Source organism: Mesorhizobium sp. B3-1-6 (assembly GCF_006439555.1).
Taxonomy (GTDB): domain Bacteria; phylum Pseudomonadota; class Alphaproteobacteria; order Rhizobiales; family Rhizobiaceae; genus Mesorhizobium.
The window spans coordinates 23,719-49,642 of record NZ_VFTM01000033.1 but is presented as its reverse complement, the minus strand read 5'-3'; the positions used below and the strand labels follow the sequence as shown (position 1 = coordinate 49,642).

At 63.9% G+C, this 25,924-nt stretch carries 22 protein-coding genes; 12 read left to right on the top strand and 10 right to left on the bottom strand.

What is annotated here, in order from left to right; all coding sequences use genetic code 11:
• Positions 1 to 30: 30 nt before the first annotated feature.
• From FJ414_RS25270 to FJ414_RS25260, 3 genes are all read left to right on the top strand, one after another.
• The gene (locus FJ414_RS25270; protein ID WP_140647095.1) at positions 31 to 828 is read left to right on the top strand and encodes an ABC transporter substrate-binding protein; all 798 of its coding nucleotides are present in this window, start codon (positions 31 to 33) and stop codon (positions 826 to 828) included.
• Positions 829 to 1,014: 186 nt separating this feature from the next.
• Positions 1,015 to 1,689, top strand: coding sequence for an amino acid ABC transporter permease (locus FJ414_RS25265; protein WP_140647094.1), 675 nt, complete (start codon positions 1,015 to 1,017; stop codon positions 1,687 to 1,689).
• 42 nt (positions 1,690 to 1,731) lie between these two features.
• Positions 1,732 to 3,021, top strand: coding sequence for a cysteine desulfurase-like protein (locus FJ414_RS25260; RefSeq protein ID WP_140647093.1), 1,290 nt, complete (start codon positions 1,732 to 1,734; stop codon positions 3,019 to 3,021).
• Between the two features lie 265 nt (positions 3,022 to 3,286).
• On the opposite strand, the gene FJ414_RS25255 is transcribed toward FJ414_RS25260, so the two are convergent.
• The 5 genes from FJ414_RS25255 to FJ414_RS25235 are packed head-to-tail and all read right to left on the bottom strand — an operon-like array spanning position 3,287 to position 8,544.
• Positions 3,287 to 4,114 (bottom strand): dipeptide ABC transporter ATP-binding protein, encoded by an 828-nt coding sequence (locus FJ414_RS25255; RefSeq protein WP_140647092.1) that lies wholly within the window; start codon positions 4,112 to 4,114, stop codon positions 3,287 to 3,289.
• Between the two features lie 13 nt (positions 4,115 to 4,127).
• Complete coding sequence (locus tag FJ414_RS25250) at positions 4,128 to 4,979, bottom strand: ABC transporter ATP-binding protein (RefSeq protein WP_140647091.1); 852 nt, start codon at positions 4,977 to 4,979, stop codon at positions 4,128 to 4,130.
• Positions 4,979 to 5,887, bottom strand: a complete 909-nt coding sequence (locus tag FJ414_RS25245; protein WP_140647090.1) for an ABC transporter permease subunit — start codon at positions 5,885 to 5,887, stop codon at positions 4,979 to 4,981. Before FJ414_RS25245 ends, FJ414_RS25250 begins: the two co-directional genes overlap by 1 nt.
• Positions 5,888 to 6,895, bottom strand: coding sequence for an ABC transporter permease subunit (locus FJ414_RS25240; protein WP_140647089.1), 1,008 nt, complete (start codon positions 6,893 to 6,895; stop codon positions 5,888 to 5,890).
• Positions 6,896 to 6,945: 50 nt separating this feature from the next.
• Complete coding sequence (locus FJ414_RS25235) at positions 6,946 to 8,544, bottom strand: ABC transporter substrate-binding protein (RefSeq protein WP_140647088.1); 1,599 nt, start codon at positions 8,542 to 8,544, stop codon at positions 6,946 to 6,948.
• 460 nt (positions 8,545 to 9,004) lie between these two features.
• Between FJ414_RS25235 and FJ414_RS25230 the strand changes: the two genes are divergently transcribed.
• Positions 9,005 to 10,981 (top strand): long-chain fatty acid--CoA ligase, encoded by a 1,977-nt coding sequence (locus tag FJ414_RS25230; RefSeq protein WP_140647087.1) that lies wholly within the window; start codon positions 9,005 to 9,007, stop codon positions 10,979 to 10,981.
• 71 nt (positions 10,982 to 11,052) lie between these two features.
• Positions 11,053 to 11,688: a 50S ribosomal protein L11 methyltransferase gene (locus tag FJ414_RS25225; RefSeq protein ID WP_140647117.1), complete on the top strand. Its 636-nt coding sequence runs from the start codon at positions 11,053 to 11,055 to the stop codon at positions 11,686 to 11,688.
• Here the strand turns inward: FJ414_RS25225 and FJ414_RS25220 are convergent.
• Entirely contained in the window at positions 11,685 to 12,410 is a 726-nt protein-coding gene (locus FJ414_RS25220) for an HAD family hydrolase (protein ID WP_140647086.1), read from the bottom strand. The genes FJ414_RS25225 and FJ414_RS25220 overlap by 4 nt on opposite strands.
• A gap of 5 nt (positions 12,411 to 12,415) precedes the next feature.
• Positions 12,416 to 14,059, bottom strand: coding sequence for a glucose-6-phosphate isomerase (gene pgi, locus FJ414_RS25215; protein ID WP_140647085.1), 1,644 nt, complete (start codon positions 14,057 to 14,059; stop codon positions 12,416 to 12,418).
• Positions 14,060 to 14,470: 411 nt separating this feature from the next.
• Between pgi and FJ414_RS25210 the strand changes: the two genes are divergently transcribed.
• Positions 14,471 to 15,964 carry a PLP-dependent aminotransferase family protein gene (locus FJ414_RS25210; RefSeq protein ID WP_140647084.1) on the top strand — a complete coding sequence of 498 codons (1,494 nt, stop codon included), beginning with the start codon at positions 14,471 to 14,473 and terminating at the stop codon, positions 15,962 to 15,964.
• A 218-nt stretch (positions 15,965 to 16,182) separates the two neighbouring features.
• Positions 16,183 to 17,772, top strand: coding sequence for a trimethylamine methyltransferase family protein (locus tag FJ414_RS25205; protein ID WP_140647083.1), 1,590 nt, complete (start codon positions 16,183 to 16,185; stop codon positions 17,770 to 17,772).
• Positions 17,773 to 17,989: 217 nt separating this feature from the next.
• Here the strand turns inward: FJ414_RS25205 and FJ414_RS25200 are convergent, their stop codons facing one another.
• Both FJ414_RS25200 and FJ414_RS25195 read right to left on the bottom strand, forming a co-directional pair.
• Positions 17,990 to 18,388, bottom strand: coding sequence for a hypothetical protein (locus FJ414_RS25200; RefSeq protein WP_140647082.1), 399 nt, complete (start codon positions 18,386 to 18,388; stop codon positions 17,990 to 17,992).
• 127 nt (positions 18,389 to 18,515) lie between these two features.
• The gene (locus FJ414_RS25195; RefSeq protein WP_140647081.1) at positions 18,516 to 20,321 is read right to left on the bottom strand and encodes an IlvD/Edd family dehydratase; all 1,806 of its coding nucleotides are present in this window, start codon (positions 20,319 to 20,321) and stop codon (positions 18,516 to 18,518) included.
• Positions 20,322 to 20,471: 150 nt separating this feature from the next.
• Between FJ414_RS25195 and FJ414_RS25190 the strand changes: the two genes are divergently transcribed.
• The gene (locus FJ414_RS25190; RefSeq protein WP_140647080.1) at positions 20,472 to 20,921 is read left to right on the top strand and encodes a carbon monoxide dehydrogenase subunit G; all 450 of its coding nucleotides are present in this window, start codon (positions 20,472 to 20,474) and stop codon (positions 20,919 to 20,921) included.
• A 23-nt stretch (positions 20,922 to 20,944) separates the two neighbouring features.
• Here the strand turns inward: FJ414_RS25190 and FJ414_RS25185 are convergent, their stop codons facing one another.
• On the bottom strand, positions 20,945 to 22,120 hold the full coding sequence (locus FJ414_RS25185; protein ID WP_140647079.1) for an Mrp/NBP35 family ATP-binding protein: 1,176 nt from the start codon (positions 22,118 to 22,120) through the stop codon (positions 20,945 to 20,947).
• A 207-nt stretch (positions 22,121 to 22,327) separates the two neighbouring features.
• Between FJ414_RS25185 and FJ414_RS25180 the strand changes: the two genes are divergently transcribed.
• From FJ414_RS25180 to FJ414_RS25165, 4 genes are all read left to right on the top strand, one after another.
• Positions 22,328 to 22,702: a VOC family protein gene (locus FJ414_RS25180; RefSeq protein WP_140647078.1), complete on the top strand. Its 375-nt coding sequence runs from the start codon at positions 22,328 to 22,330 to the stop codon at positions 22,700 to 22,702.
• Positions 22,703 to 22,792: 90 nt separating this feature from the next.
• Positions 22,793 to 23,692: a LysR family transcriptional regulator gene (locus FJ414_RS25175; protein WP_140647077.1), complete on the top strand. Its 900-nt coding sequence runs from the start codon at positions 22,793 to 22,795 to the stop codon at positions 23,690 to 23,692.
• 194 nt (positions 23,693 to 23,886) lie between these two features.
• A complete protein-coding gene (locus FJ414_RS25170; protein WP_140647076.1) occupies positions 23,887 to 24,366 on the top strand; it encodes a formate dehydrogenase subunit gamma in 480 nt (159 codons plus the stop codon).
• Complete coding sequence (locus FJ414_RS25165) at positions 24,363 to 25,919, top strand: NADH-quinone oxidoreductase subunit NuoF (protein ID WP_140647075.1); 1,557 nt, start codon at positions 24,363 to 24,365, stop codon at positions 25,917 to 25,919. Before FJ414_RS25170 ends, FJ414_RS25165 begins: the two co-directional genes overlap by 4 nt.
• The last annotated feature ends 5 nt before the right edge of the window (positions 25,920 to 25,924 follow it).

The window sequence follows — 25,924 nt, the reverse complement described above, 5'->3', positions numbered from 1 at the left end:
AACCAGAGGGAAGACCCAGAGGGAAACCAAATGAGCTTTACGCGTCGCAACCTGCTTGTTCTGGCCGCCGCCATCGGCATCGCCGCCGGCCCCGCCACCGCTTATGCCGCCGATGTGCTCAATGTCGGCGCCTATCCGACCAATCCGCCCTTCGAATACAAGAACGAGAGCGGCACTTTCGAGGGTTTCGAGGTCGACATCGTCAACGAGGCGGCCAAACGCATCGGCATGACCACCGACATCGCCGATCTCGGCTTCCAGGCGCTGTTCGCGGCCACCACCTCAAAGCGCATCGACGTCGCCATCTCCTCGATCACCATCACGGCCGAGCGGCTGAAGTCGCAGTCCTTCACGCAGCCCTATTATGATTCCGACATGGGCATCGCCACCAAGACCGACAGCGCGATCAACGCCGAGGCAGATCTCAAGGGCAAGGTCGTCGGCGTGCTGTCCGGCTCGACCGGCGAGACCTGGGTCAAGGACCACCAGGCAGCCGACGGCTTCAGCGACGTGAAGGGCTACGACACGCAGCAGAACCTTCTGCTCGACCTCAGCGCCGGCCGCGTCGACGCCGCCGTCAGCGACGTCCCCGGCATGCAGTACTCCTTCCAGAAGATGAAGGACCTCGTCGTCAAGCAGCGCATCAAGACCGGCGAACAGTACGGGCTGATGATGACCAAGGACCATCCGCTGCTCGGCAAGCTGAACGACGCGCTGACGGCGATGAAGAAGGACGGCACGCTGGCCGCCATCCACAAGAAGTGGTTCGGCACCGACGCGCCGGCGGACTCCTCGACGGTCAAGGAAATGCCGCTGCCCAAGGCCTGAGCGGACTGACGAAAAACGAGCCGTGTCGGCTTTCGAGGCCCGCACGGCTCGTTTCCTTTCTCCCGGAACCGCAGGGCAGAGCTGATCTGATGTTTTGGGCCTCTACCCTCGTTTTTACGCACCTCCGGACGGAAAACCGTTTCACACTTTTCCTGGAATTGCTCTGACACGGTTCGGGAACACCCCATGTCGCTAATCGACACCTTCTTCAATCCCGACGTTATCGCGTCGAGCCTGCCGGCGCTGCTGCGCGGCTTCCTCAACACGCTGCTGCTCGGAATTATGAGCATCGTCATCGGCATCGTCATGGGGCTGGCGATCAGCCTTGTGCGGCTCTACGCGCCGAAACCGTTGCGCTGGCTCGCCATCGGCTACACCGACATCTTCCGCGCCTTGCCGGTGCTGGTCGTGCTGATCTTGATCTATTACGCGCTGCCTTTCCTCGGCATCCGCCTGTCGTCCTGGGCGTCCGCCGTGACGGCATTCGCCATCATCATGTCGGCTTATTCGGCCGAAGTGTTCCGCTCCGGCATCGAGAGCATTCCGAAGGGCCAGTTCGAGGCGGCGCAGGCGCTCGGCCTGCCGTTCATGCTCACTCTGCGCAAAGTGGTGCTGCCGCAAGCCATCCGCGTGGTCATCCCGCCAATGACCAGCAATTGCGTCTCGATGTTCAAGGACACTTCGCTCGCCTCGACCGTGGCGCTGCCGGAACTCTTGAAGGAAGCGACCAATGCACAGTCGCTCTACGCGAACCCGTCACCGCTGATCGGCGCGGCGCTGGTCTATCTGATCTTCCTCTGGCCGATGGTTCGCCTGGTCAGCCTGCTCGAGCGCCGCTTCCAGACAGAGAAGACGCGCTGACGCCAACCAGTCCCCATCCAAGTCCTTCGCAGGAGCTTACCCGTGAACAAGCATCAGACAGACAATGCGAACGCCGCCGCGTTCCCCGTCGAAAAGATTCGGGCGATGTTCCCGGCGCTGCAGCGTGCCGGCGACTTCATCTTCATGGACAATGCCGCCGGCGCGCAGATTCCGCAAAGCGTGCTCGACGCGGTGACCAACCATCTGGTGTCGCACAATGTGCAGCGCGGCGGCCGCTATGGCCGCAGCGTCACCGTCGACCAGTCGGTGGCCGAGGCGCGGACAAGCGTCGCGCTGCTGATCAATGCCTACAGCCCGTCCGAAATCTGCTTCGGCATGAACGCCACATCGTTCATCCGCCTGGTCAGCCTCGGCATCGGCCAGATGCTTTCCAATGACGCGGTTGGGGGACGCGACGAGATCGTCGTCACCGACATGGACCATGACGCCAACATCGCCACCTGGCTGGCACTGGAATCCGCCGGCGCCAAGTTCAAATGGTGGCGCATGCGCGAGGACGGCAATCTGCATGTCGACGATCTCAAGCCGCTGGTGTCGGAGCGCACGCGCCTCGTCGCCTGCACGGTGACGGCGCATTCGATCGGCTCGATCGTCGATGTCGCCTCGGTGGCCAGGATCGCGCATGCGGCCGGCGCCGAAGTGTTTCTGGATTGCGTGCATTACGGGCCGCACGGGCTGATGGACGTGCAGGCCTGGGGCTGCGACTATCTCGTCTGCTCCGGCTACAAGAATTTCTCGCCGCATATGGGCTTCCTGTGGGGCCGCTTCGAAACGCTGAAGCGGCTGCCGACCTTCCGCGAGGATTTCATCCCCGACGAGCCGCCCTACAAGGTCGAGGCCGGCACCTTCATCTACGAGAACGTGTCCGGCATGGACGCGGCGGTGCGCTATCTGGAATCGATCGGCCGCAATTTCCTGCCCGAAAACAACCGCTCGCGCCGCGACAACATCGTCGCCGGCATGAACGCCATTCGCGACTACGAGCTGATGCTGGCGCGCGAGATGATGGCTGTGTTGAAAAGCTGCAACGCCACCATCTACGGGGTTGCCGACGAAACCCGCCTCAATGAACGGGTGCCGACCTTCTGCTTCAACATCGGCACGCTGTCGCCGCAGCGGATCGTCGAGGAGATGGCGGCCATGCAGATCGGCATCCGCGACGGCCACATGTACGCGCCGCGGCTGATGAAGCGCCTCAACCTGTCGATGGACAGCGGCGCCATCCGCGCCTCGCTGGTGCACTACAACACGGTGGAGGAAGTGCACAAATTCGGCGAGGCGCTGCGGGCGATTATTGCGAAGTTGTCGTGATCTGATTTCGTGGCGAAATGTCGGCGGGACAGCACCCCCCTCTGTCCTGCCGGACATCTCCCCCGCAAGGGGGGAGATTGGCAGCTTCGTCGGCGGCGCTCTTCATCCGACGTAGGCGATTGGCGAAAAGCATAGTGACATCCGATCTCCCCCCTTGCGGGGGAGATGTCCGGCAGGACAGAGAGGGGTGTGAAGGAACGCGGCGCCACAGGCACCTTCTCAATCGTCCTATCCCAGAAGCTCCCGCGCCAGGACGAAGCAGAGGTCACGCCGCTTTCTTCTTTGCCAACCTCGCCTTGATGCTCGCGATGTCGGCGCGCGGCGTCGCGGCGAACAGCGTCTTGGTGTAGGCGTGCTTGGGGTCGGAAAAGACCTCGTCGCGCGGGCCGTATTCGACCGCTTCGCCGAAATACATCACCATCACGTCGTCGGCGATGTAGCGCACCACCGAGAGGTCGTGGCTGATGAAGACATAGGTGAGCTGGAACTCGTCCTGCAGATCGGCGAGCAGGTTGAGCACCTGCGCCTGCACGGAGAGGTCGAGCGCCGAGACCGGCTCGTCCAGCACCAGCAAGCTCGGATTCAGCATCAGCGCGCGGGCAATGGCGATGCGCTGGCGCTGGCCGCCCGAGAACATGTGCGGGTAGCGGTTGTAATGCTCCGGTCCGAGGCCGACCTTCTTCAGCATCTTCATCGCCAGGTCGCGGCGCTCTTCGGCCGGCTTGTCGGTGTTGATCAAGAGCGGCTCGCCGAGCACGTCGCCGATCTTCTGGCGCGGGTTGAGCGAACCATAAGGATTCTGGAAGACGATCTGCACCTTGCGGCGCATTTCCTTCGACAAGCCATCCCTGGCGATGTCGACCTTGTTGCCGTCGATGAAGAGTTCTCCGGAGGTGGCCGGATCGATCAGCGTGATGATGCGGGCAAGCGTGGACTTGCCGCAGCCGCTCTCGCCGACGATGGCCAGCGTCTTGCCCTTCTCGACGCTAAAGGACACGCCCTTCACCGCGTGCACGGTGCGCGCGCCGCGGAACAGGCCGCCGCCGACATGGTAGTCGCGCTTGATGTCCTTGCCTTCGACGACCTTGGTCATGCGCCGGCTCCGGTCATGTACCAGCTCCCTGGGGAGCCGGCTCGAACAGCATGTCGGAGACGGTCGGCAGCCGGTCGCCGACGGCGTTCTCCGGCAGCGCCGAGAGCAGCGCGCGGGTGTAGTTGCTCTTAGGCGATTCAAAGAGCGACAGCACGTCGGCCTCTTCCATCTTGCGGCCCTTGTACTGGACGATGACGCGGTCGGCGGTCTCGGCCACCACGCCCATATTGTGGGTGATCATGATCAGGCCCATGCCGTATTTGGCCTGCAGCGAGACCAACAGATCGAGGATCTGCTTCTGGATGGTGACGTCGAGCGCGGTGGTCGGCTCGTCGGCGATCAAAAGCTTCGGGTTGCAGGCGATCGCCATGGCGATCATGACGCGCTGGCACTGGCCGCCCGACATCTGGTGCGGGAAGGAATTGAGCCGCTCCTCCGGTTCCGGAATGCCGACCTGCTTGAAAAGCTCGATGGCGCGCGCCCGGCGCTGGGCCTTGTCCATGCCCATGTGGAAGCGCAGCACTTCCTCGATCTGGAAGCCGACGGTGAAGCAGGGATTGAGGCTGGCGATCGGCTCCTGGAAAATCATGGCAATATCCTTGCCGATGATCTTGCGGCGATCGGTCGGGCTCATCTTCAACATATCGCGGCCGTTGAAGGTCATACGGTCGGCGGTGACGGTGGCGGTCCAAGGCAACAGGCCCATGACGGCCAGCATCGACACCGACTTGCCGGAACCGGACTCGCCGACGATGGCGAGCACCTCGCGCTCGTCGACATGGAGCGAGACGCCGTCGACGGCGCGGAACGGGCCGGACGCGGTCTGGAATTCGACGACGAGGTTCTGGATGTCGAGCAGCGCCATCATGACCTCCTGAGCTTGGGATCGAGCGCATCGCGCAGGCCGTCGCCGACCAGGTTGATGGCAAGCACGGTGATGAGGATCGCGAGACCGGGGAAGGTCACCACCCACCAGGCGCGCAGGATGAATTCACGCGCCGAGGCAAGCATGGTTCCCCATTCCGGCGTCGGCGGCTGGGCGCCGAGGCCGAGGAAGCCGAGCGCTGCGGCTTCCAGGATGGCGTTGGAGAAGGACAGCGTGCCCTGGACGATCAACGGCGCCAGGCAGTTGGGCAGGATGGTGGCAAGCATCAGCCTGATATGTCCGGCGCCGGCGACCTTGGCCGCAACAACATATTCGCGGCTCTTCTCGGCCATCACGGCGGCGCGCACCAGGCGGGCGAAATGCGGCTGCAGGACGAGCGCGATCGCCAGCATGGCGTTGAACAGGCCGGGGCCGAGGATGGTGACCAGCACCAGCGCCAAGAGCAGCGACGGGAAGGCCAGGATCAGGTCCATGACGCGCATGATCGCGACGTCGACCCAGCCGCGGAAATAGCCCGCCAGCAGACCGAGCGTGATGCCGCCCGTGAGAGCCAGCGTGACCACCACCGCGCCGATCAGCAGCGAGAAGCGCGCGCCGTAAAGCAGGCGCGAGAGGATGTCGCGGCCGACCGGGTCGGTGCCGAGCAGATATTGCGTCGAGCCGCCATCCTGCCAGGCCGGAGGCCGCAGGAACGCGGTCTTGTCCTGCACGTCGGGCGCATAGGGCGCGAGCAGCGGCGCGAAGAGGGCAGCCAGCACCAACAGGATGAAGACGAACAGGCCGATGACGGCGCCGCGGTTGACCGAGAAATAGTGCCAGAAGGTCTTGAGGCCGGTGAGGCGATCCGGGCTGCCGGCGGCCATCGGGGCGATTTCGGTCTGGCTCATCTATGCCGCCCTGATGCGTGGGTTTATGACGGCGTAGAGCACATCGACGATGAGGTTCACCGCCATGACGATGAGGGCGATCAACAGCAGACCCGATTGCACGACGACATAGTCGCGCTTGAAGATGGAATCGACCATCCACTTGCCGATGCCCGGCCAGGCGAAGATGGTTTCGGTGAGGATGGCGCCGGCGAGCAGCGTGCCGACCTGCAGGCCGATGGTGGTGACGACCGGGATGAGCGCGTTGCGCAGCGCATGCACGCCGATGACGCGGCCCGCCGAAAGGCCCTTGGCGCGCGCGGTGCGGACATAGTCTTCGCCCAGCACTTCCAGCATGGCCGAGCGCGTCTGGCGCGCGATCACCGCCAGCGGAATGGTGCCGAGCACGATCGCCGGCAGGACGAGATGGCTGAGCGCCGAGCGGAAGGCGTCCCATTTGCCGTAGAGCAAGGTGTCGATCGTCATGAAGCCGGTGATCGGCTTGAAGAAGAACTGCAGGCCGATGCGGCCCGAGACCGGCGTCCAGCCGAGATAGCCGGAAAAGAAGATGATGAGCAGTAGGCCCCACCAGAAGATCGGCATGGAATAGCCGACAAGCGCCGTGCCCATCAGCGACTGGTCGAACCAGGAGCCGCGTTTGACGGCGGCAAAGATGCCGGCCGGGATGCCGAGGATCATGGCGAAGATCATGGCGAAGAAGGACAGCTCCAGCGTCGCCGGGAAGAGTGTCTTGAACTCCTCGAGCACCGGACGCTTGGACGAAATGGAGACGCCGAAATCGCCGGTGGCAACCTCACCGACATAGCGTGCGTATTGCTCCCAAATCGGCAGATTGTAGCCGAACTGTTGCTTCAGCTCTTCATAGCGGGCGGGCGCGACGCCATGCTCGCCGGCCATGGCAAGAATCGGGTCGCCGGGCAGCAGTCGCACGAACGCGAAGGCGCAGATGGTGATGCCGACAAGGGTCGGGATCAGGAGGGCGATTTTGTTGAGAAGATATCGGAGCATCTTGAATGGAATGGGGCGGCGCTAAAGTTTACGCCGCCCCGTTCGCAATCTTATTCGGCTTTGTCAACGCCGTCGAAGCGGTGAATGCCGAGCGGGTCCATCTTGTAGCCGGTGACGTTGTTGCGAACGACCGAATAGACCTGGCTGTGGGCCAGCAGGAAGGCGGGCGCTTCCTTGGCGAAGATCACCTGCGCCTGCTCATAGAGCTTGGTGCGCTCGGCCTGGTCGCTGGTCTTCTTGGCCTTCTGGATCAGGTCCTCGAAGTCCTTGTCGCACCAGCTGGAGTAGTTCGACACGCCGATGGCGGAGCAGGCGAAGAGAGTGGCGAAGAAGTTGTCCGGATCGCCATTGTCGCCGGTCCAGCCGATCTGGAAGGCGCCGGGACGGTCCTTCTTCTTGCCTTCCTCGCGATACTTCGTCCACTCGTAGTTGACGATGTTCGCCTTGACGCCGACCTTGGCCCAGTCGGCCTGAATCAGCTCAGCCGCGCGCTGGAAGTTCGGGTTGTAGGGACGAACGCGATCGGCAGCCCAGAGCTGGATTTCCTTCAGCCCGGCAGCCTCAAGCACCTTCTTGGCCTCATCCGGATTGTAGGCGTCGGTCTTCACGTCCTTGTCCCACGACCACATGGTCGGCGGGATGAGGTTCTCGGCCGGGATGGCGCCGGCGTCCTGGAACAGCGACTTGATCAGGGCTTCCCGATCGATCGCCTGGTTGAGCGCATGACGCACTTCCGGTTTGTCGAGCGGCGGGATCGTGGTGTTGTAGCTCATGTAGCCGATGTTCAGGCCGGCCTGATCCATCAGGGTCACGTCCTTGTTGGCCTTGATGGTGGCGATGTCGGCCGGGTTCGGATAGGGCGCGATGTCGCATTCGCCAGCCAGCACCTTCTGGATGCGGGCGGTCGCGTCAGGCGTGATGGCGAAGACGAGATCGTCGATCTTTTCCTTGCCCTTGAAGTAGTCGGGATTGGCCGCATAGCGGATGACCGAATCCAGCTGGTAGTCGACGAACTGGAACGGACCGGTGCCGATCGGCTTGGTCGAGAAGTCGGCCATCTTGCCGTCCTTCTGCAGCTGGTCGGCATATTCCTTCGACACGATCGAGGCGAAGTCCATGCCGAGATTGGCCAGCATCGGCGCGTTCGGCTCGGTCAGCGTCAGCTTGACGGTGAGGTCGTCGACCTTCTCCCACTTGGCGACGTATTTCGGCATGTCCATGCCGGTGTAATAGTCCCAGGTGAGGTTCGGCAGATACTTGTCGCCGTTCCACGGATTCTCCTTGTTGAACTGGCGATCGAAGGAGAAGACGACGTCGTCGGCGTTGAGGTCGCGCGTCGGCTTGAAATAGTCGGTTGTCTGGAACTTCACACCCGGATGCAGATGGAAAGTATAGACCAGGCCATCGTCGGAAATTTCCCACTTGTCGGCCAGACCGGGCTCGATCTCGGTGCCACCATGCTTGAATTCGACCAGTCGCGAATAGACGGTGCGCGAAGACGCGTCGAAGTCGTTACCGCCGGTCGTCGTACCCGGATCGAAATTGGCCGGCGACGCTTCCGAGCAATAAACGAGCGTCTTAGCACTGGCCATGCCGCTGAGGACGCTTGCAGCCAGCAACGCGGCTGCAAAAGTCATTGTCTTTTTCATTGAGCACTCCCTGATGTTCTCTCAAGCCCCTCTATCAGGCTCGCGAAGGGCGCATATAAGCACCGTTTCTTCGCCTTTGGAACACCTCGTTTGCGTACCCCATGGGAAGCGGGAAAAGAATCTAGCTTTTGCTCCAAATGCAGAAAAAGTTAGCAGTTTTTTCTGCTCACGACATTATTAACGATGGCGATTTTTTATTGATCGGCCGCCTTTCGAAATGGCGGCGTCAGGCATGGCTGCCCGGAATCGCCCTCCGTCCAAGCACGATGCGGAAGGCGATCGAAGCACAGCGTTTCGACGGCAAATCTTTCCCCGCATTGCCGCTGGGGCAAGGCTTGCACGGTCGCCGATAGAGGCAATACATAGACGATGGGCGGGATTTCCGGAAAATCCGCAACCGGCGAGGAGGACGCTTCGTTTGGAGGCGGGCGCCCGGATAGAAGGCGACAGGGAGAGACAGGTGGCAAGAGCAGCCAAGACGACAGCCGCGGCGAAAGCAAGGGCCAAGGCCGCCGCCGGAAGCGATGCGCCCAAGGCTATGAAGGCCGCAGCCACGCCGAAGACAAAGGCGGCAGCAAAGCCTGCGCCCGCCAAGTCCGCCGCGAAACCAGCCACCGCCAAACCCGCAGCGGCAAAGTCCAAGCCGGCAACCGCGAAAGTGGACAAGCCGGCAACCGCAAAAGCGGAGGCCGCCAAGCCGACCACCGCCAGACCTGCCTCGAAAGGCCTGCCGAAAGCGATCACCGAGCTCACTGTCGGCCTGCCGGAAAAGCCATGGCTGAAAAGCTATCCGAAGAACATGCCGGCCGAGATCGGCGCCCTGCCCTACAAGTCCATCGGCGACTTCCTGGTCGGCGCCTGCAAGCAATTCGGTGGGCAGCCGGCCTTCGTGTGCATGGGCAAGTCGATGACCTATGCCGAGCTCGAGCGGCTGTCGGCCGCGTTCGGCGCCTACCTGCAGGCGAGAGGCCTGGAGAAGGGCGCGCGCGTGGCGCTGATGATGCCGAACGTGCTGCAATATCCGGTGGCGATGATGGCCGTCCTGCGCGCCGGCTACACGGTGGTGAACGTCAATCCGCTCTACACGCCGCGCGAGTTGGAGCATCAGTTGAAGGATTCCGGCGCGCAGGCGATCGTCATCCTCGAAAACTTCGCCGGTACGCTGCAGGCGGTGATCGCCAGGACGCCGGTCAAGCATGTCATCGTCGCGGCGATGGGCGACATGCTGGGCGGCCTCAAGGGCGCCATCGTCAACCTCGTCGTGCGGCGGGTAAAGAAGATGGTTCCGGCATGGTCGCTGCCCGGCCATGTCAAATTCAACGCCGTGCTCAAGACCGGCGCGACCATCGCCTTCAAGCCGCCCACGGTCTCCGGCGACGACATCGCCTTCCTGCAATATACGGGCGGCACCACCGGCGTCTCGAAGGGCGCTGTGCTGCTGCATCGCAACGTGCTTTCGAACGTCGCGCAGAATTCGCTTTGGGTGGAGGACGCCTATACGGTGAAGCCCAAGCCGGCGCATCTCAACTTCATCTGCGCGCTGCCGCTCTATCACATCTTCGCGCTGACGGTGAACGCGCTGATGGGCATGCAGCAGGGCGCGCAAAACGTGCTGATCCCCAACCCGCGCGACATTCCGGGCTTCGTCAAGGAACTGGCGAAATACCCGATGCACATCTTTCCCGGCCTCAACACGCTGTTCAACGCGCTGCTCAACAATGAGGAGTTCCGCAAGCTCGACTTCAAGCCGCTGATCCTGACGCTGGGCGGCGGCATGGCGGTGCAGAAGGGCGTCGCCGAACGCTGGAAGGCGCTGACCGGCTGCCCGGTGAGCGAAGGCTACGGTCTGTCCGAAACCTCGCCGGTGGCGACCGCCAACAAGTTCAGCTCCAGCGACTTCACCGGCACGATCGGCCTGCCGCTGCCTTCGACGGAAATCGCCATCCGCGACGACGATGGCAACAACGTGCCGCTCGGCGAAGTGGGCGAGATCTGCATCCGCGGCCCGCAGGTAATGGCCAGCTACTGGAACCGGCCCGACGAGACCGCCAAGGTGATGACCAAGGACGGCTTCTTCAAATCCGGCGACATGGGCTTCATGGACGAGCGCGGCTACACCAAGATCGTCGACCGCAAGAAGGACATGATCCTGGTCTCCGGCTTCAACGTCTATCCCAACGAACTGGAAGAGGTGGTGGCGCATCACCCAGGCGTGCTCGAAGTGGCGGCGATCGGCGTGCCGGACGAGCATTCCGGCGAAGTGCCTAAATTGTTCGTGGTGAAGAAGGACCCGGCGCTCACCGTCGAGGCGCTAATGGCCTATTGCCGCGAGAACCTGACCGGCTACAAGCGGCCGAAATTCATCGAGTTCCGCACCGAGCTGCCGAAGACGCCAGTCGGCAAGATCCTGCGGCGGGCGTTGCGGGACCAGGCTTGAGCGATCACTCCGCCGGCAAGACACGTGAGCGAGGCGAGCGGCTCGATCCGGCGGAATTCATCAAGGCGAACATGCGGCTGGCGCCGGTGCCGTCAGTGCCGGAGATCCAGCTCCATCAGGCGCATCCCGGCAGCGGACTGCGGCGGCTGCTCGAACCGGACGACGACAGCGACGGAAACGCGACCGAGCCACAGCCACCCTATTGGGCCTATGCCTGGGCCGGTGGCGCGGTGCTGGCCCGCTATATCCTCGACCGTCCGTCGATCGTCGCCGGCAAACGGGTGCTCGACCTCGGCGCCGGCTCGGGGCTGGTCGGCATCGCGGCGGCAAAGGCCGGAGCGCGCGCGGTGATCGCGGCAGAGATAGACCGCAACGGCGCTGTGGCGCTCGGCCTCAACGCGCAAGCAAATGGCGTCGCCATCGAGATCGTCGGCAAGGACATTACCACCGGTCCGCCGCCGGCGGTCGAGCTGGTGCTGGCGGGCGACGTCTTCTACGCGCAGGACGTGGGGCAGCGGATGATGCCGTTCCTCGACCGCTGCCTCGCCGCCGGCATCGACGTGCTGGTCGGCGACCCCGGCCGCGCCTGGCTGCCCAGGCCACGGCTTTGCCTGCTCGGCGAATACCAGGTGCCGGATGTCGGCGGAAACGGCGGCAGCGAGCCCAGGCCCAGCGCCGTGTTCGCTTTCGTGGCGGAACGTGGTTAGCCCGCCGGAACGTTCACCCGCGCGGCCAGGAAATCAGGCAGGTCGGCAACCGAATCCAGAACGACGTCCGCCATCGGCGCCAGCGAGTCGCGCGTGCCGGTGCCGGAGAGAACGCCCACCGCCAGGCCGCAGCCGCCGGCGCGCGCCATTTCGAGGTCATGGCGGTTGTCGCCGACCATGGCGATCTCGCCCGGTTTTAGCCCGGTCAGGTCGCAGAAAGCGACGACCGTGTCGGGCGCCGGCTTGGAATTGGCAACGGCGTCGTAGCCGAAGGCAGCATCGAAGAGCTGCGCGATGCCCAGCGTAGCGAGCGTCCTTTCGGCGCCGCTGGTCGAATCGTTGGTGGCAACGCCCATCCGATAGGATCGTTTGTGCAGTGTCCGCAGCGAGTCGATGACGCCCGGCAGCGCGACCGCCATGGCCGACCCCTGCACCGAAGTGATCTCGTTGAAGCGGGAAACGGCGTGCATCTGGTCCTCCTCGGACAGACGCGGGAACCAGAGCTCGACGACGTCCATGTTCGAACCGGAAGCGAAGATCGAATCGGGCTTGAAGCGTTTCGTGACGAAGTCGAAGCCGGCGGCGGCAAGCAACCTATCCGCTTTCCAGCGGTCGCCCTCGGCGGCATCCATCGCCATGAAGTCGGCGACGCCGAGCCAGGTTGTGTTGAAGTCGACAAGCGTGCCGTCCTTGTCGAACAATATTCCCTTGATATCCGCCAATCCTTTTACTCCGCGCCACGCAATTGGTGGATATGTCCCACCAGTCCGGCAGTCGAGGCGTCGCGCTTTGCGGCAGTCTCCTTACCCTCCACGACAGGCAGCAGGCCGGTCGCCAATTCCTTGCCCAACTCAACACCCCATTGGTCGAAGGAATTGATGTTGAACAGCGTGCCCTCGACGAAGACGCGATGCTCGTAAAGCGCGATGACCCGACCCAGCGTGCGCGGATCGAGCTTTCTATAGAGAATGGTCAGCGAGGGGCGATTGCCCGAGAAGACGCGGTGCGGCGCAATGCGATCGACGTCGGCCGGCTTCATGCCCTTGGACAGCATCTGCGCGCGCGCCTCTTCCAGCGTTCGCCCCTTCATGAAGGCTTCCGACTGCGCCAGGCAGTTGGCGAGCAGCAGATCGTGCTGGTGCTTCAGTTCAGGCTCGTGACCGATGGCGGCGGCGAGGAACTCGACCGGGATGAAGTCGGTGCCCTGATGCAGGAGTTGGAAGAAGGCATGCTGGCCGTTGGTGCCGGGCTCGCCCCAGACAAGCGGACCGGTCGGCGTGGCGACCGCGGTGCCGTCCAGCGTGACGCTCTTGCCGTTCGATTCCATGTCGAGCTGCTGCAGATAGGCCGGCAGGCGCGACAGGCGCTGGTCGTAAGGAATGACGGCACGGGCCGGATATTTGCAGACGACGCGATGCCACCAGCCGATGAGCCCCAAAAGCACCGGCAGGTTCTTTTGCATCGGCGCGGTGCGGAAATGCTCGTCCATCTCATGCGCGCCATCGAGGAAAGCGCGGAAATTGCGCGGGCCGACGGAAATCATCACCGGCAGGCCGATGGCGCTCCAGACCGAGTAGCGGCCGCCGACCCAGTCCCAGAAGCCGAAGACGCGGTCTTGTTCGATGCCGAACTTCGCCACGAGGTCGAGGGCGGTCGAGACGGCGGCGAAATGCTTGCCGACCGCTTCCTTGCCAAGCGCCTTCTGCACCCAATCGCGCGCCGTCTGCGCATTCGTCATCGTCTCGACCGTGGTGAAGGTCTTGGAGGCGATGATGAACAAAGTCGTTTCGGGAGACAGGCCCTTCAGCGTGTCATGGATATGGGCGCCGTCGACATTGGAGACGTAATGCGCGCGCGGCCCATCATGGTAGGGCGCTAGCGCCAGCGTCACCATCGCCGGGCCGAGGTCCGAGCCGCCGATGCCAATGTTGACGATGTCGGTGATCTTCTTGCCGGTGGCGCCAGGCGCCTTGCCGGAGCGGATGGCGTCGGCAAAGGCGCCCATGGCGTCGAGCACGGCAATCACGTCGGCCTTGGTGTCCTGACCGTCGACGATCACGCTCTTGCCGGTCAGGTTGCGCAGCGCGGTGTGCAGCACGGCACGATTCTCGGTGATGTTGATCTTCTTGCCTTCGAACATCGCGGCGCGGCGTCCCGCGAGATCGGCCGCGCCCGCGAGCTTTTCCAGCATCGCCATCGTGCTTGCGTCGACGGCGCATTTCGACCAATCGAGCAGAAGATCGCCATCGGTGGCGGAGAATGTCTCGAAGCGTTTGGGATCGGCGGCGAAGGCCTCGCGCATGGTGCCCCTGGCCGCCGCGCGCTGCTCACGCAGAGCGGCGACCTGCTTGTCGAAGCTTGACTGATCCACTGGCGGGCTCCTGGCGGGTTTTTAAACCATTTTAACAGGCCGGATGTTTCCGGCGCGTGTCGGCGCGTCATTCTATCGAGCCGATTTCCATTTCGTTCAAGCGGTGGCGATGACGCACCTCGTCACGCTTTGATGAGAGGTGATATTGGACGGTGAGGAGGCGGGAATTTCGCCGCGACGATCCTGCGCATCGCGAGGCGACGATGCTGCGCATCGCGCTTGGGGTGATGCCACGACGACGCTGCGCGTCGCGCCTTAACGTGTGGCGACGATGCTCCGCGTCGCGCTTGATAGATCACTGGCATAAATCCCAGCGATCAGAAAAATTGATTGGCGCAACCCCTTATGCCACCCATACACTCCACTGGTCCAGCCAAGTGAAAACAGCTGGCCATCCGAGGAAGATTTCCCATGCCACAGCGCAATGACACGGCCATATGGTCCGGCCTGTTCCGGATTTCGGCTGAATCCGGCCAAACCCTTCAGGCGCAGATCCGCCAAGCGATCGTCGCGGCCATTCTCGACCGACAGATCGCCGCCTCGATGCCGCTGCCGTCCTGCCGCATTCTCGCGGAAAAACTTGGGGTTGCCCGCGGCACGGTGGTGCTCGCCTTCCAGCAGCTGGTCGACCAGGGCTTCCTGGTCGCGCGCGAACGGCGCGGCCATTTCGTCAATCCGGACGTGCTGGCCACTCCCGCCAAGCCGCACCAGAAGGCGCCGGACCAGCAGAACGAGATCGACTGGAAGGCGCGCCGGCAGATCGCCGCAAGCGACATGCCGCCGCCGGCCAAGCACGACAACTGGATCAAGTCCTCCTATCCGTTCGTCTACGGCCAGTTCGATCCGGCGCTGTTTCCGACCGCCGAATGGCGCGAGTGCAACCGCATGGCGCTGGCGGTGCTCGAGATCCGCAACTGGGCGTCCGACATGGTGGACCGCGACGATCCGCTGCTGATCGAGCAGATCCAGGCCAGGCTTTTGCCGCGGCGCGGCATCTTCGCCAATCCGGACGAGATCATCGTGACGCTGGGGGCGCAGAACGCGCTCTATATGTTGGCCACGCTCTTGATGACCAAGGGCTCGAAAGTGGCGATGGAAGACCCCGGCTACCCCGATGCCCGCTCGATCTTCCGGCTGGCCGGCGCCGATATCCAGCCGGTCCCGGTCGACCAGTCGGGCATTGTGACCTCGTCGATCCCCAGCGATTCCGGCTTCGTCTTCGTCACGCCCAGCCACCACTGCCCGACCATGGTGCCATTGTCGGCGGAGCGGCGGCAGGATCTTCTGGCGCGTGCCAACCGCAACAACCAGATCATCATCGAGGACGGCTATGACAGCCAACTGCTCGACGAGGCGCCGCAGCAGGCGCTGAAGAGCCTCGATCGCTCCGGCCGCGTCATCTATGTCGGCTCGATGTCGAAGACGCTGGCTCCGGGTCTCAGGCTTGGCTACATCGTGGCCTCGGCCGGGCTGATCGCCGAGCTTCGCGCGCTGCGCCGCTTCATGCTCAGACACCCGCCGGCGAACAACCAGCGCGCCGTTGCGCTGTTCCTGTCGCTCGGCCATCACGAGGCGCTGGTGCGCAGGCTTTCCACCGCCTTCGACGAACGGCGCAAGCGTCTGGTCCATGCGATTTCCGCTTTCCTGCCAGAATGGCGCTCGACCGACTCGGCGGGCGGCACATCGCTCTGGCTGGAAGGGCCGCGCGGTACCGATTCACGTGGCCTTGCCGAAGCCGCCGCTTCGCGCAGCGTCATCATCGAACCCGGCGACCGGTTCTTCGACCGCAGCGAAAAGCCCTCTCGTTTCATGCGCTTGGGCATCTCCTCGATCTCGCTGCAGCATATCGAGCCGGGCATCCGCGAACTCGCCACCGCCGCCGGCCGCAGGCCTGCGGCCGCCTGACCGCCACAGACTTCCAAAAAGGGCCGGCGCTGCGCCGGCCCTTTTTGTTTGGGCGCCCTTATCACTTTAGAAATCTGGCATATTCGACGGGATTGGCTGGCTCATAGGCTGCACCAATGCCGACGGCATAGTCGGGGCCAGAAGGGGACGAGGCAGGCCGATGGTGGACCAACCGCCGCGCCAGCTTCGCAGACAAAGACAAAAGGTGGAGTGCTTCCATGTCAGTGGCTTTCGAGAAGCAGGAAGCGTCGTCGGACCAGCGTTCGCGGCGTTCCGGCGGGCGCGAAGCGCGTCGTGCAATGCGGGCAGCGCCTTTAGCCGACGACATCCGGCCGGTCCGGGCAGGCCTCGAGGGCGGCAGCTACGGACCATTGAGCCAGAACGATCGCGAGCGCATCCACGAAGCGGTGCTGACGCTTCTGGAGACGGTCGGGTTCGCCAACGCCATCCCGTCCTGCATCGAGGCGCTGACCCGGGTCGGCGGCACCTATGGCGACGACGGCCGCATCCGGCTGCCGCGCGCGCTGGTGCTGGACACGATCAAGAAGGCCGCGCGCAACTTCACCCTCCACGGCCAGGATCCGAAGCACGACATGCTGATCCAGGGCAAACGCGTGCATTACGGCACGGCGGGCGCGGCGGTGCATCTGGTCGACGTCGAGAAGCGCGAATACCGCGAATCGCTGCTGCAGGATCTCTACGACGCGGCCCGTCTCGTCGACGGGCTCGACAACATCCATTTCTTCCAGCGCACCATGGTGCCGCGCGACATTCCCGATCCGCTCGATATGGATTTCAACACGCTCTATGCCTGCGTGATGGGGACATCCAAGCATGTCGGCACCTCGTTCACCGTGCGCGAGAACGTCAAGCCGGCGCTGGAAATGCTCTATGCGATCGCCGGCGGCGAGGAGAATTTCCGGGCGCGGCCGTTCGTGTCGAACTCGAACTGCTTCGTCGTGCCGCCGATGAAGTTCGCCGAGGACGCCTGCGGCGTGCTCGAGGCCTGCGTCGAAGGCGGCATTCCGATCCTGCTTCTGTCGGCCGGACAAGCCGGCGCCACCGCGCCGGCGGCGATTGCCGGAGCCGTCGTGCAGGCGGTGGCGGAAGTGCTGATGGGCCTGGTCTATGTCAATGCCATCAAGCCTGGACATCCGGCGATCTTCGGCACCTGGCCGTTCGTTTCCGACCTCCGCACCGGCGCCATGTCCGGCGGCTCGGCCGAACAGGCGGTGCTGACCGCGGCCTGCGCGCAGATGGCGCAATATTACGACCTGCCGGGTGGTTCGGCCGCCGGCATGACGGATTCGAAACTGCCCGACATCCAGTCTGGTTATGAAAAGGGCATCACCGACGTGATGGCCGGTCTTGCCGGCCTCAATCTCGTCTATGAGTCAGCTGGCATGCATGCCTCGCTGCTCGGCTTCTGCCTGGAAAGCCTGATCATCGACAACGACATGCTCGGTCATTGCCTGCGCTGCGTGCGCGGCATCGAGGTGACCGACGAGGCGCTGTCGATCGACACCATCGCCGATGTCTGCATGAAGGGTCCCGGGCACTATCTCGGCAATGATCAGACGTTGAAGCTGATGCAGACCGAGTATTTCTATCCCGCCGTCGGCGACCGTTTCTCGCCCAAGGAATGGAACGAAAAGGGCCGGCCCGACATCCTGTCGCGGGCGATCGCGGAGAAGAAGCGCGTGCTTGCCGAGCGCTTCCCGCGCCACGTCTCGCGACTGCTCGACGACAAATTGCGCGCCCGCTTCGGCGAGATGATCAAGTTGCCGCGCAACAAGATGGGCGGCTAGGACGCATTGATATTCCGGTGAGGCCGGCCTGCAAATGGCGGCTTCCTGTGCTTCCGGCCTTCGCCGGCCGAAGCACTCATGGGCGGCGGCGCGGAAGTTAAAGCTACGGCTGGCGTAGGCCGGTGCTCAGGTACGTAAGTACGCTCCGCTCCGGTTCTCGAAAAACACCTTTTTCGACTCGGCCTGACCTGAATCCAGACGCATCCCACCCAGCGGTTCACTCCACACTGAGCCCATAGCGCTCGACCACCTCGGCGTTGATCAGCTTGGCGTGCAGCGTCATGAGCACGATCTGCGCATCGAAACTGTCGCCGGCCTCCAGCGCCGCCTCGATGCGGCGCTCGACCGCCACTGTCGGCTCGCGGCCGTTGGCCTGCTCGAACACCTGCGGCCCGGCGACGCAATAGCCGCAGAGCTGTGCCACGGATTGATAGGCGCCTGCCGGCGGCTCATCGGGCCAGCGGTCGTTCATCAGATTGACGATGGTAAGCTTGACGCCTTCCGGCACCAAAGCCGGATGCAGGTCGGCCGCGCGCAACGCGTCGTCGAGCTGGCGCAAGTCGCCGGAGCGGCCGAACATGCCGAGAAAGCCGAGGGAAGAGCGCCGCCTGGCCATGATGATCCTGTGTCCTCAACCAGCTTGTACGACGCCTATCTGGATGCACCGGGCGGCTGAAACAAGGGCACAAGAAAGGGGCGGCTGCGCTTCGCAAGCCGCCCCTTGATTTCTCCAAGCCGGAAATTCAGTGATTGTCGCGCGGCACGCCGCTGGTATGGGCGACGTCCTGGTACTTCACCGCCGGCTTCAGCACCATGCCGGCCGAGAACTGGTCGACCATGCCGCGCTGGATCTCCTGCCAGGGCGTCTGGTGCTTGGGATAGTGATAGCCGCCGTTGGCCTGCAGCGCGGCGCGCCGCTTGGCGATCTCGTCGTCGCTGACGAGGATATTGGCCGTGCCCTTCTTCAGGTCGATGCGGACGCGGTCGCCGCTCTTGAGAAGCGCCAGCCCGCCGCCGATCGCGGCTTCAGGCGAGGCGTTGAGGATCGACGGAGAGCCCGACGTGCCGGACTGCCGGCCGTCACCGATGCAGGCAAGGGCGTGGATGCCCTTCTTGATGAGGTAGGCCGGCGGCTGCATGTTGACCACCTCGGCGCCGCCCGGATAGCCGACCGGACCGGCGCCGCGCATGAACAGGATCGTGTGCTCGTCGATGCCTTGCGCCGGATCGTCGATGCGGGCGTGATAGTCCTCCGGCCCGTCGAAGACCATGGCGTTGCCCTCGAAGGCTTCAGGGTCGTTCGGGTTGGACAGATAGCGCTCGCGGAATTCCGGCGAGATGCCGCTCATCTTCATGATCGCCGAATCGAACAGATTGCCCTTGAAGTTGATGAAGCCGGCATTGGCCTTCAACGGCTTGTCGACGCTGCGGATAACGTCGGAATTCTCGTTGACGGCGCTGCTGCAATTGTCGCCGATGGTCTTGCCGTTGGCGGTCATGGCATCGGGATGCGGCAGGCGCCCGGCCTTCATCAGCTCGGCCACCACCGCCGGCACGCCGCCGGCATGGTGATAGTCCTCGCCGAGATACTCGCCCGTCGGCTGCAGGTTGACCAGGAGCGGGATGTCGAGGCCGATCTTCTGCCAGTCGTCATTGTCGAGCGGCACGCCGAGATGGCGTGCGATGGCGTTGAGGTGGATCGGCGCGTTGGTAGAGCCGCCGATGGCCGAGTTGACGACGATGGCGTTCTCGAAGGCCTCGCGCGTCATGATTTCGGAGGGCTTCAGGTCCTCATGCACCATGTCGACGATGCGCTTGCCGGTCTCGTAGGCGATCTGGCCGCGCTCGCGATAGGGCGCGGGAATGGCAGCGGAGCCCGGCAGTTGCATGCCGAGCGCCTCGGCCAGCGAATTCATGGTGGTGGCGGTGCCCATGGTGTTGCAATAGCCGGTCGAGGGCGCCGAGGAGGCGACGATGTCCATGAACTCGTCATAGTCGATCTCGCCGGCTGATAGCCTTTGGCGCGATTCCCAGACGATGGTGCCGGAGCCGGTGCGCTTGCCCTTGTGCCAGCCGTTGAGCATCGGGCCGACCGACAGCGCGATCGCCGGAATATTGACGGTCGCAGCAGCCATCAGCAGCGCAGGCGTGGTCTTGTCGCAGCCGATGGTGAGCACGACGCCATCAAGCGGATAGCCGTAGAGCACCTCGACGAGGCTGAGATAGGCGAGGTTGCGGTCGAGCGCGGCGGTGGGGCGCTTGCCGGTCTCCTGGATTGGATGGCACGGGAACTCGAACGGGATGCCGCCCATCGAGACGATGCCTTCGCGCACGCGCTTGGCAAGCTCGATGTGATGCCGGTTGCAGGGCGAAAGGTCGGAACCGGTCTGCGCGATGCCGATCAGCGGCTTGCCCGACATCAGCTCGGCGCGCGTCAGGCCGTAATTGAGGTAACGCTCGAGATAGAGCGCCGTCATGCCTGGATTGTCGGGATTGTCGAACCACTCCTGCGAGCGAAATTTCTTCTTCCTGGTGGGGGCGCCTGCCATGGTGGTCTCCGTATTTGTATGACAAATCGATAGGACAATGCGTCCATGCAGGCAAGAGGCAGGCGCTGCCGGGACCCGGACTTTGGTGCGATAGACTTGTTTCGGGCCGCGCGCTACGACCGACCAGCATCAGCAATCCGGGAGGTCTTGATGGCTTTGGTGATCGAAGGCGAGGAGCGGATCGCCGCACCCATCGGGAAAGTGTGGGAAGCCCTCAACGACCCGGAAATCCTGAAGGAGGCGATTCCCGGCTGCCAGAGCCTGGAAAAGACCTCGAACACCGAGATGGCGGCGACCGTGGTGCTGAAGATCGGCCCGATCAAGGCGACCTTCAACGGCGAAGTCACGCTGAAGAACCTCAAGCCGCCGCATTCCTATACCATCCAGGGCGAAGGCAAGGGCGGCATTGCCGGCTTCGCCAAGGGCGGCGCCGACGTGACGCTGACCGCCGACGGGGCGGACTCGACAGTGCTCAAATACGCAGCCAAGGCCGAGGTCGGGGGCAAGATCGCGCAACTCGGCAGCCGGCTGATCGAGTCGACATCGAAGAAACTTGCGGGACAGTTCTTCTCGACGTTCGGCGGGAAGGTCGGCGCCTGACCCTTCCCTCAAGGGAAAGGGGGTTATTCGAACACGATGTTCGGCACGGCGGCTTCGGCAGCGCCGCGCTCTTCCTGGACCCTTTTCCAGACCTTTAATGCGATATCGCGATAGATCTTCGCCTCTGCGCCGTCCGGCTTGGAGGCGACGACCGGGGTGCCGGCGTCCGAGCTTTCGCGAATGCCCATTTCCAGCGGCACCTCGCCGAGGAAAGTGACGCCGAGGCGCTCAGCCTCGCGGCGCGCGCCGCCATGGCCGAAAATGTCGTAGCGCTTGCCCGTGTCCGGAGCGAGGAAGTAGCTCATGTTCTCGACGATGCCGAGCAGCGGCACGTCGACCTTCTTGAACATGTTGAGGCCCTTGCGGGCGTCGATCAGGGCGAGGTCCTGCGGCGTCGAGACGATGACGGCGCCGGCGAGCGGCACCTGCTGGGCCATGGTGAGTTGGGCGTCGCCGGTGCCGGGCGGCATGTCGACCACCAGCACGTCGAGCGGACCCCACTCGACCTCGCGCAGCATTTGCGTCAGCGCCGACATCACCATCGGGCCGCGCCAGATCATCGGCGTCTCCTCATCGACGAGGAAGCCCATCGACATCACCTTAAGGCCGTAATTCTGCATCGGCTTCAGCACCTTGCCGTCGACGGTCTGAGGCCGGCCGTGGATGTTGAGCAACCTGGGCATCGACGGGCCGTAGATGTCGGCATCGAGCACGCCGACCTTCAGCCCGTTGGCGGCAAGGCCGAGCGCCAGATTGACCGCGGTGGTCGATTTGCCGACGCCGCCCTTGCCGGAGGCGACCGCGATGATGGCGTCGATGCCGGGCACGCCGCGCTTGCCGTGGCTCTGCGATGCGGGCGCGTGCGGCGCGGGTCGCTGCGGCGCAGGCGGCGGGGTGGCTGGCCGAGGGGCGGCCGGGCGTGCCGGAACCGGCGCTTCCATGCCGCCGCCCTTCTTCTCCGCCGTCAGCGCGACGACGGCGCTGGCGACGCCGGGGATGGCCTTCACCGCGCGTTCGGCGGCGGCGCGCAGCGGCTCGAGCTCCTGGGCGCGGGCGGCGGGAACGGTGATCGAGAAGAAGACCTTGGAATCGGCGATGAAGATCTCCGAGACCATGCCGAGATCGACGATGTTGCCGGTGAAGTCCGGCCCGTTCACCGTCTTCAGGCGCTCGACGACGGATTCCTTGGTAACGGTCATGATCTTTCCTCGGGGCTTTGGCGTTCCAGATAGTGCAGTTTCCCGGCAGAACCAAGCCGTGGCGCAATGGCTCGCCCGGCGTGCCCGGAAAGCGACGGATGGTGTCGGATTTGCCAACCGGGGTCGAGGTCCGGGCCTCGGCCATGGTCAAACGACCTATCCGCGCTATCTCGATTGCCATCACGATAATCTGTGAAGGAGACCGTCATGCTCCAAAACAGCAATGCGACAGCCAATCTCGCAGTGAAGGACCTGGAAAGGGCCAAGGCTTTCTATGAAGGAACGCTAGGCCTCAGCCAAGTGGACGACATGGGCGGCGAACTGATCGTCTACAAAAGCGGCGACACGCTCATCAACGTCTATCATTCGCAGTTCGCCGGCACCAACAAGGCGACAGCGGTGACATGGACGGTCGGCGACCAGATCGAACCGATCGTCAAGTCGCTGAAATCGAAAGGCGTCAGCTTCGAGCACTATGAGATGCCGGGCCTGACGCTTGAAGGCGACATCCATGTCGGCGATGGCATGAAGGTCGCCTGGTTCAAGGACCCCGACGGCAATATCCTCAACCTGGTTGGATAAAAGCGCCGGGGTTGTCGGCCGACGTCAAGATTGTGCCCGATCGCAACAGCCTATCTGGCGCAGGCTTTCGGCGCTCGATAGTTTGCGTCGATGATCGACAAACTGGAATTCTTCATCGCTTTGGCCAAGGAGGAGCATTTCGGCCGGGCCGCGGAGGTGTGCGGCGTCACGCAGCCGACGCTATCGGCCGGCATCAAGCAGCTCGAGGGGCAACTCGGCGTCATGCTGGTGCTGCGCGGCTCCCGCTTCCAGGGCCTGACGCCGGAAGGCAAGCAGGTGCTGGGCTGGGCGCGCCGCATCGTCGGCGACTCGCGCACCATGCGCGAGGAGATGCGGGCGGCGCGCCACGGTCTGTCCGGGCGCATCCGGATCGCGGCGATCCCGACGGCGCTGGCCATGGTGGCGCGGCTGACGACACCATTCCGCGAAAAGCATCCGGGCGTCACCTTTTCGGTGCTGTCGCGCACATCCATCGAAGTGCTGTCGCTGCTCGGCAATTTCGATGTCGATGCCGGCATCACCTATCTCGACAACGAGCCGCTGGGGCGCGTCACCAGCGTGCCGCTCTATGACGAGCGCTACCAGCTGATCACGGCGGTCGGGAACCCTTATTCCGACCGCGACAAAGTGTCGTGGGCCGAGATCAGCCAGTTGCCGCTCTGCCTGCTGACGCCGGACATGCAGAACCGGCGCATCATCGACCAGCACCTGGCGGAAGCCGGCGTGCAGGTGCGGCCGACGCTGGAATCGAATTCGATGATCGTGCTCTTCTCGCATATCCGTACAGGCAAATGGTCATCGATCATGCCGCTCAACCTTGCGGAAACGTTCGGCTTTTCCGAGCCCATCCGAGCCATCCCCATCGTCGAACCGGATGCCAGCCACACGGTCGGGCTGGTGGCGGCGCCGCGCGAGCCGCACACGCCGCTGGTGCAGGCGCTGCTGGACGAGGCGATGGCGCTGGCGGACGATTTCCGCCGCCACCGCTAGGCTAGACAATGCGAGCTGCCCCGATCTTGATAGAAAATTTCTATCAAGCGACGGGAGCGCTTTATTGATTTCGGAGGTTTCCTCTGATTTCGTAAGGACTTAGCGATATTGCGCCCTATGCATGTCGTTGCCCCGAAACCGCTCTATATCATGGGGTGACATACATTGGCCGCCACGACCAGGGAGGGCGCTGCGTGACCATGCAGGCCGCAAGTACCGAGATCGCGTCGCGCACGGCGGCGATCATTGACGAGATGAAGGGCCTCGAAGGCCCGCTGCTGCCGATCCTGCACAGCATACAGGAAGAGTTCGGGCACGTTCCGAAGGACGCGCTGCCGGTGATCGCCGACGGGCTGAACCTCTCCCGGGCCGAGGTGCACGGCGTGGTCAGCTTCTATCACGATTTCCGCGCCAAGCCTGCCGGACGGCACGTGCTGAAGCTTTGCCAGGCGGAAGCCTGCCAGTCGATGGGCTCCGATGCCGTCGCGGCCAAGGTCAAGCAGTTGCTCGGCATCGATTTCCACGAGACCACGCGCGACGGATCGGTTACACTGGAGCCGGTCTACTGCCTCGGGCTTTGCGCCTGCTCGCCGTCGGCGATGCTCGACGGCGAAGTCATCGGCCGGCTCGATGACGAGAAGATCGAAGAGATCGTCGCGGAGGCACGTTCATGATCCCGCGCATCTATGTTCCGGCAGATTCCGGCGCGCTGGCGCTCGGCGCCGAAAAGGTCGCCAAAGCGATCGAGAAGGAACTCAAGGAGCGCGGCATCGAGGCCAAGATCGTGCGCAACGGCTCGCGCGGCGCCTATTTCCTGGAGCCGATGGTCGAGGTGGCCACGGCCGAGGGCCGCGTCGCCTACGGGCCGGTCAAGCCGTCCGACGTCAAGAGCCTGTTCGACAGCGGCTTCCTCAAGGGCGGCCACCACAAGCGCTGGCTGGGCTCGCCCGACAAGATCCCCTTCTTCGCCAAGCAGACGCGGCTGACCTTCGCACGCTGCGGCATCAACGACCCGCTGTCGCTTGACGCCTACAAGTCGCTGGGCGGCTTGCGCGGGCTGCAGAACGCGGTCGCCATGGCGCCGGCCGACGTCGTCAAGCAGGTTACCGAGTCCGGCCTGCGCGGCCGCGGCGGCGCGGGCTTCCCCACCGGCATCAAGTGGAAGACGGTGCTGGATACGGCGGGCGCGCAGAAATACATCGTCTGCAACGCCGACGAAGGCGACAGCGCCACTTTCGCCGACCGCATGATCATGGAAGGCGATCCCTTCGTGCTGATCGAAGGCATGGCGATCGCCGGCATCGCCACCGGCGCGACCAAGGGTTTCGTCTATATCCGCTCGGAGTATCCGCATGCGGTGGCGACGATGAACAAGGCCGTGGCGATCGCCCGCAAGGCCGGCGTGCTGGGCGTCAATGTGCTGGGTTCGCCCAACGCCTTCGACATGGAGATCCGCGTCGGCGCCGGCGCCTATGTCTGCGGCGAGGAAACCTCGCTCTTGAACAGCCTCGAGGGCAAGCGCGGCGTGGTGCGCGCCAAGCCGCCGCTGCCGGCGATCCAGGGCCTGTTCGGCAAGCCGACCGTGATCAACAATGTGATCAGCCTGGCCTCTGTGCCTGTCATCATGGACAAGGGCGCCGCCTACTACAAGGATTTCGGCATGGGCCGCTCGCGCGGCACGATCCCGATCCAGATCGCCGGCAACGTCAAGAATGGCGGCCTGTTCGAGACGGCCTTCGGCCTGACGCTGGGCGAGATCGTCGACGACATCGGCGGCGGCACGGCTTCGGGGCGTCCGGTCAAGGCGGTGCAGGTCGGCGGCCCGCTCGGCGCATATTTCCCGCGCGCCTTGTTCGACACGCCCTTCGACTACGAGGAATTCGCCAAGCGCGACGGGCTGATCGGCCATGCCGGCATCACCGTGTTCGACGACAGCGCCGACATGCTGAAGCAGGCGCGCTTCGCCATGGAATTCTGCGCCATCGAAAGCTGCGGCAAGTGCACGCCCTGCCGCATCGGCTCGACGCGCGGCGTGGAGGTTCTCGACAAGGTCGCCGCCGGCATCGAGGCGGAAAAGAACCTCGCTCTGGTCACCGACCTCTGCAACACGATGAAGTTCGGATCGCTCTGCGCGCTGGGCGGCTTCACGCCCTACCCGGTGATGAGCTCGATCACGCATTTCCCCGAGGATTTCAAACCCGCGCCTGCGCGCGTGGCGGCTGAATAGGAGCT

Coding starts and splice junctions, on each gene's coding strand:
- FJ414_RS25250 (WP_140647091.1), bottom strand. CDS start 4,979: ATGGCGCTGCTCGACATCCAGAACCTCGTCGTCGAATTCCAGACCGCG.
- FJ414_RS25180 (WP_140647078.1), top strand. CDS start 22,328: ATGCTCCAAAACAGCAATGCGACAGCCAATCTCGCAGTGAAGGACCTG.
- FJ414_RS25225 (WP_140647117.1), top strand. CDS start 11,053: ATGCGGCTGGCGCCGGTGCCGTCAGTGCCGGAGATCCAGCTCCATCAG.
- FJ414_RS25235 (WP_140647088.1), bottom strand. CDS start 8,544: ATGAAAAAGACAATGACTTTTGCAGCCGCGTTGCTGGCTGCAAGCGTC.
- FJ414_RS25270 (WP_140647095.1), top strand. CDS start 31: ATGAGCTTTACGCGTCGCAACCTGCTTGTTCTGGCCGCCGCCATCGGC.
- FJ414_RS25245 (WP_140647090.1), bottom strand. CDS start 5,887: ATGAGCCAGACCGAAATCGCCCCGATGGCCGCCGGCAGCCCGGATCGC.
- FJ414_RS25240 (WP_140647089.1), bottom strand. CDS start 6,895: ATGCTCCGATATCTTCTCAACAAAATCGCCCTCCTGATCCCGACCCTT.
- FJ414_RS25190 (WP_140647080.1), top strand. CDS start 20,472: ATGGCTTTGGTGATCGAAGGCGAGGAGCGGATCGCCGCACCCATCGGG.
- FJ414_RS25255 (WP_140647092.1), bottom strand. CDS start 4,114: ATGACCAAGGTCGTCGAAGGCAAGGACATCAAGCGCGACTACCATGTC.
- FJ414_RS25200 (WP_140647082.1), bottom strand. CDS start 18,388: ATGGCCAGGCGGCGCTCTTCCCTCGGCTTTCTCGGCATGTTCGGCCGC.
- FJ414_RS25165 (WP_140647075.1), top strand. CDS start 24,363: ATGATCCCGCGCATCTATGTTCCGGCAGATTCCGGCGCGCTGGCGCTC.
- FJ414_RS25205 (WP_140647083.1), top strand. CDS start 16,183: ATGTCAGTGGCTTTCGAGAAGCAGGAAGCGTCGTCGGACCAGCGTTCG.
- FJ414_RS25175 (WP_140647077.1), top strand. CDS start 22,793: ATGATCGACAAACTGGAATTCTTCATCGCTTTGGCCAAGGAGGAGCAT.
- FJ414_RS25265 (WP_140647094.1), top strand. CDS start 1,015: ATGTCGCTAATCGACACCTTCTTCAATCCCGACGTTATCGCGTCGAGC.
- FJ414_RS25195 (WP_140647081.1), bottom strand. CDS start 20,321: ATGGCAGGCGCCCCCACCAGGAAGAAGAAATTTCGCTCGCAGGAGTGG.
- FJ414_RS25210 (WP_140647084.1), top strand. CDS start 14,471: ATGCCACAGCGCAATGACACGGCCATATGGTCCGGCCTGTTCCGGATT.
- FJ414_RS25185 (WP_140647079.1), bottom strand. CDS start 22,120: ATGACCGTTACCAAGGAATCCGTCGTCGAGCGCCTGAAGACGGTGAAC.